The organism is Thermotoga sp. (assembly GCF_021162145.1).
Lineage (GTDB): Bacteria > Thermotogota > Thermotogae > Thermotogales > Thermotogaceae > Thermotoga.
In genome coordinates this window covers 1-3,154 of record NZ_JAGGZH010000093.1, presented here as the reverse complement: position 1 = coordinate 3,154, position 3,154 = coordinate 1, and the positions used below count along the sequence as shown (strand labels likewise).

Sequence of the window (3,154 nt, the reverse complement as noted above, 5' to 3'; positions counted from 1 at the left end):
CACATATACAACGTGGCGTTCTGGTCGGAAGAGATAGGGAGAAAAGCCGGCCTGGATGAGGAGAGTCTGTCGAAGCTGTATCTGGCCGGTCTTCTTCATGATATAGGGAAGGTGTACATAGATGAGCGTATATTAAACAAGGAGGGAAGACTAACCCCTGAGGAATACCAGAAGATGAAAAAACACGTAGACTACGGCTATAACATGGTGAGGGATCTGACTCTCTGGGATGTCAAGTATGACATAGCCTACTGGGTGATTCAGCATCATGAGAAGTACGATGGAAGCGGGTATCCATTCGGGTTGAGGGAAGAAGAAATAACACTGGAAGGGAGGATACTGAAAATAGCGGACACGCTGGACGCCATGCTCTCACCCAGAAGTTACAGAGATCCGATGCCCTTGGAAAATGTGATGAGAGAGATAAAAAGGCTGAGGGGAAAAGATTTCGATCCGATGCTGGCGGATTTGACCGTTGAGTTGTTGAGGGAAAAAAGGGAGAGCTCAGGTCTTCTTGAAGGAAGACTTCTTCCTGCCACAATGGTTACGGAGGGAGAGGAACACGAAGGTATCTTGAGAAAAACCGGTGAGTCTTACATTTTCATCTCTGACACGCTGGAACCCAGAGAGGAAGGAACGCTTTTTGTGAGAAGGTACAACCTTTTACACAAATTCAACGTGAAGATGTTCCCGATCGATCACGACAAGGTGAAATTGGAGATCGTCGAAGACTCACCTTTTTCTTGCCATAGGTGGTTGAGGCCCATCAGGGGAATTCTCAAATGGAAAGGTAACAGAGAAAACGTGATTCTGTCGGGATTGTCGGACAGAGAAGTTGCTTTCATTCTCTCGGGGGTCAGAGATATGAAGGTAGATGAAGGGGAAGCCTATCGACTGGAAACATCAGCAGGTTCCTTCGAAGGATACATCGTTGACAAGGTCAGGGTGGCGGGCATACCACACTTCATCCTTCAAGGTTGAAGGGAGGGAGAATCGTGGGTTTCAGAGCCAAGATCTTTGTAGCCGCATTCGTTCCCCTGGGAGCACTGGTGTTCATGGCTATCCTGGGTGGTACTCTGTTTTTGAGATCAGGTCAGAGCGTGAGGTCTGCGTTTGAAGAGTACGAGCTTGCCGTGGAGAGTCTGGATAAGCTGGAAGAACTCGAAACGGCGATTGCGCTGCTTGTGAACAATGTGGTGACAATAGACGAGGTAAAGGCGCGTTTCAATGAACTGAAAAAAGTTGCCGACAAGATTCCTTCTCTGAAAGAAAGTATGAGCGCTCTCGAACGGAACATCTCGGAGATAATCTCCGGAGACACTCAGGCCATATCCAGAATAGAGGGTCTTTCCGACAGGGTGAAGGAGGACATCATGTCGAATCTGGACAAAACCAAGAAGAACCTTGACAGAGAGATTCTTCAGAACGCAAAGCTCGTTGGCAGTCTCTCTTTTGTGGCTATTCCCGTCGTAGCAGCAGCCGGTGTGGTGTTTTTGCTCATATTAGTGTCTTACAGTTTGAGACTCTTAAAGCCCGTTATGGAAGCGTCTAGATCTCTGAGAAACAACGATCTCACGATCGAGATTCAGGAAGTGAAAGTCAGAGATGAACTGGGAACCTTGCTGCGTGAGTTCAAAGCGTCCATAGAATATTTGAGGGACAACCTCAAGAAAGTGCAGGAGGAGACCTTTTCAGTCTCAAAGAGTATCGAAGAGATTTCTCATGCAAACGAGGAAACAACGAACCAGCTTGTTGAGATTTCAAAAGAAATGGACAACATATCCATGAAGACTGAATCCATCTCCGCCTCTGTTCAGGAAACCACCGCAGGATCCGAGGAGATCAGCAGTGCTACAAAGAACATCGCGGACAACGCTCAGCAGGCTGCGAATTTTACCGACCAAAGCGCGCAACTTGCAAAAGAAGCGGGAAACACGCTGAAAAAGGTCATAGAAACCATCCGAATGATATCAGAGAGTGCAAAAAATGTGGAGAGAATTGTAGAAAGCTTCCAGAGGGGATCTGAGGAAATCACAGGTTTTGTGGAAACGATCAACTCTATAGCAGAGCAGACGAACCTTCTTGCTTTGAATGCAGCGATAGAGGCGGCACGGGCAGGTGAAGCGGGAAGAGGCTTTGCAGTGGTGGCGGACGAAATCAGAAAACTCGCCGAAGAAAGTCAACAGGCTTCAGAGAACGTGAGAAAGGTCGTCGATGAGATCAGAAGCATTGCTCAAGATGCGGAGAAAGTGTCCTCCGAGATCACCGGACGTGTCGAAGAAGGCACCCGACTGGCCGACGAAGCCGATGAGAAATTGAACTCCATCGTGGGGGCTGTTGAGAGAATAAACGAGATGCTTCAGAACATAGCGGCGGCAATAGAAGAGCAAACAGCAGCCGTGGACGAAATAACAACAGCGATGACCGAGAACTCAAAAAACACGGAGGAAATTGCAAACAGTGTCAAAGAAGTGAACGCAAGACTCCAGGAGATCAGTGCTGGGGCAGAGGAGATCACGAGCAAAGTACAGGCTATCAGAGAAAATGTGCGGATGCTCGAGGAGATCGTTGCAAGGTATAAAATCTGAAGGTGCGCTCCGCACCTTTTTTCTTTTATTCAACCAGCAAGACTCTCAGAGCACCTCTTTCTTTCAACTTTTTTGCAATTTCGGGATCTTCCGTTACGTATATTCTGTCTTTTCTCACCTCATCTGGAAGAGATATCACCCTCACGGCGCTTTCGTCTTTCTCCAGAACGAACTCTGCATCCTCCTTCGAAACTCCGATGATCATCGGTTCTCCCACGAACGGATCGTTCTCCTTATATGTAAGACTGGAAATCTTCTTTCAACTCCTGAGCGACGTATTTCAGTATCTTTATAAAAGTGTCTTTTTTCACAAAGCCGGGAAGATAGCCAAGGCCATCTTTTCCTTTGAAGAAAAAGAAGGTGGGTGTTCCCCTTACCCCAAACCCCTGAAAGAGCTCTCTGTAGGAAAGAGGAGGTTCTTTTAAAACTTCTTCTGCAAAGAGCGTTGTCTTCTCATCGGTGGCGTAGATTTCCGCCAGGACGAAGTTCGGTGCGAGGATCTCCTGGAAATCTTTTTTCGGAAGTACTTCTTTTTTGAACAGGTTGCAGTAATAACAGGTTGGGTT

The 3,154-nt window shown here is 47.3% G+C and carries 4 protein-coding genes; 2 read left to right on the top strand and 2 right to left on the bottom strand.

Annotated elements, in window-relative coordinates; translation table 11 throughout:
* The coding region (locus J7K79_RS05950; RefSeq protein ID WP_296906267.1) for an HD-GYP domain-containing protein at nt 1-981 on the top strand (981 nt) is incomplete at its 5' end.
* 74 nt (nt 982-1,055) lie between these two features.
* Nucleotides 1,056-2,588, top strand: a complete 1,533-nt coding sequence (locus J7K79_RS05945) for a methyl-accepting chemotaxis protein (protein ID WP_296906270.1) — start codon at nt 1,056-1,058, stop codon at nt 2,586-2,588.
* A 25-nt stretch (nt 2,589-2,613) separates the two neighbouring features.
* On the opposite strand, the gene J7K79_RS05940 is transcribed toward J7K79_RS05945, so the two are convergent.
* On the bottom strand, nt 2,614-2,793 hold the full coding sequence (locus J7K79_RS05940; protein ID WP_296906264.1) for a hypothetical protein: 180 nt from the start codon (nt 2,791-2,793) through the stop codon (nt 2,614-2,616).
* Nucleotides 2,794-2,821: 28 nt separating this feature from the next.
* Nucleotides 2,822-3,154 (bottom strand): thioredoxin fold domain-containing protein (locus J7K79_RS05935; protein ID WP_296906263.1); only part of this gene is annotated, 333 nt, incomplete at its 5' end.